We start from the raw sequence: 2155 nt of genomic DNA on the forward strand, positions 1-2155 counted from the left end.
TTATAATTAACATCTAGAGAGAATCGTTCTGGTTCTCTCTATTTGTCTCTTTCCGGTTTTCGAGAGACAACCTAAAAGGGTCACTCCCCTGACCCTTTTAGTATTCAAAGCGATGAGACTTTTGGTTTTAAAGTTTTTGAACTTCCGGAATCCAAAAGCTTGTCGTTTGATATCTTTGATGGGTTTGTTGGTTGCTTCTAGCTTAGCATCCAAATAGAGAAGTTCTAAGGTATTGATAATATAGCTCTTATATTTCAAAAAAGTGGCTAGCTTGTTTCTCTTGAAAGTGAAAGAGCAATAGTTGATATAGCTCATAGTAATAGCGCAGTTCTTCAGAGAAGGGTAAGGTTTTCTGAACAATCTCCCGAGGGGTTAAGATTTGTCTAAAGGTCCTTGAATAGAACGTCTCCAGAGATAGTTTGCGACTATCTTTTTGTAAGATTCGCCAGTGATTCTTCATCGCTCGATAAGGAAGTGATTGCGTTTTAAAGCTCTTCATGATGGCAATTCTCGTAGCCCTCATAGCCCTGCTTAGGTGTTGGATGATGTGGAAGCGATCGAGGACAATACGTGCCTTTGGGAGTGAAATAGTCCGGTGGATTATTTCAGCCTGAGCCTAAAAACAAGATAGCGAAGGTTTTGATGATGGGAATGTAGCTACCAGACATGTCCACAGTGACAACTTCAACCGTCTCACGAACTTTTCTGGGGAATTTGTAGAAGAAGTTCTTAATCGTGGTTTGTTTATTGTCCTCAAGTACAGTGACGATTTGCCTGGTCTCAAAGTCCTTAGCAATTAAGGCTAATTGTCCTTTGTTTCTTGACAATTCATCCCACGACAGAACGGTAGGTAGCTTATCAAAGGTCTCCATGATTTGGAAATTTTCCAGTTGTCTTTGGACAGTCGCTACCGAGACATGACATTGCCTAGCGATAGCGGCATTGCTTAAGGCTTCCGTTAGAAGCTGAGTAATTTTAGACCAGACCGGTTGCGAAATTTGGCAGTTTCTTTTAACTAATGAGGTTTGAGAGACGACAACCTTACGACAGTCTTTACATTGAAAACGCCGTTTCTTTAGTTTTAAGACGGTTGGCATACCTTGAACATCCAAAATCGGGATGGTTGATGTTTTTTGAAAATCGTATTTGATCATCTTCCCTCGACAAAACAGACAATCAGGGGCTTGATAATCAAGTTTAGCTCGTACGTCAATATGAGTTTGATGTTTCAAAACAAAAGAAATAGTGATATTGTTATCTTTCAATCCAATTAAATCTGTAGTATTTTTAAATAGTTCCATATGACACCTTCTAATGATGGTTTCGTCGCTTTTCATTATAAGTCATGTGGGACTTTTTGCATACAGTCAAAAAGTCCTATAACCTCCGTAGAGGATTTTACCCACTACAGTCTTATAGAGCCCTTTTTATGTGTTTTGAGGTTCAAAATGTCTAGTGTAGACTTTTGAAGACTATTTTATATGACTTTCACCCTTTTTTACCGAATCTTAGAGATATTTAGCGTTTTCTGTTATTAAGTGATTGAAAATGCCTTTTTACCTCAACGAGAATTATCTAATTTACTGACTCAATTTTCTTTATTTAATCGTTTTACTGACCAGCGGGTAGTAGATAAAAATCATCATCCTAGGTCACTTTTACTAAATGTTGTTGTTTTCTTTGTTATTGTTGGATCTACTAGTCAAGTTTGTTTCTATTTTCTAAAAAAAGAGAAATAGAACAACAAAGATAGGTAAGTATCATTTTTTAATGCTTATCTTACTCAATCCTATCATTTCAAGAGGATTATAGTAAAATACCCGTGGTGCTAGTTGATTTCAAAATATCTCAAATGATAAGCTAATATGATTTGTTCGATTCTCAATTGTAGTCCCCTAATGCTTCTAGTCAACGTGTGCTCAATATCAAATAGCGCACAAAGTTCAGAAAAGCGAGTTTTGATCGTTCTTCTCATGACAAGTAACTGCCAATGATTATGTTGTTCTGCACCAACCATGTTTTGACGTAATGGTGTCCATATGTGATAGCCTTTCTGTTCTAACCTATCTTTTAGCTCTTGACTGAGGTAGCCTAAATCGGCAAGAACTACAGATTGCTTACAGCCTTCTAGGAGTTCATCAACGACTTTAATGTC

At 37.3% G+C, this 2155-nt stretch carries 1 protein-coding gene and 1 pseudogene; both read right to left on the bottom strand.

Annotated elements, in window-relative coordinates:
- Window positions 1–6: 6 nt before the first annotated feature.
- Window positions 7–1301: pseudogene (locus ACMZ6U_RS10175) on the bottom strand (transposase).
- A 527-nt stretch (window positions 1302–1828) separates the two neighbouring features.
- Window positions 1829–2155, bottom strand: a 327-nt coding sequence (locus tag ACMZ6U_RS10180; protein WP_416108309.1) for a transposase, incomplete at its 5' end; no start/stop codon positions are given.

Source organism: Streptococcus pluranimalium (assembly GCF_047785745.1).
GTDB lineage: Bacteria > Bacillota > Bacilli > Lactobacillales > Streptococcaceae > Streptococcus > Streptococcus pluranimalium_B.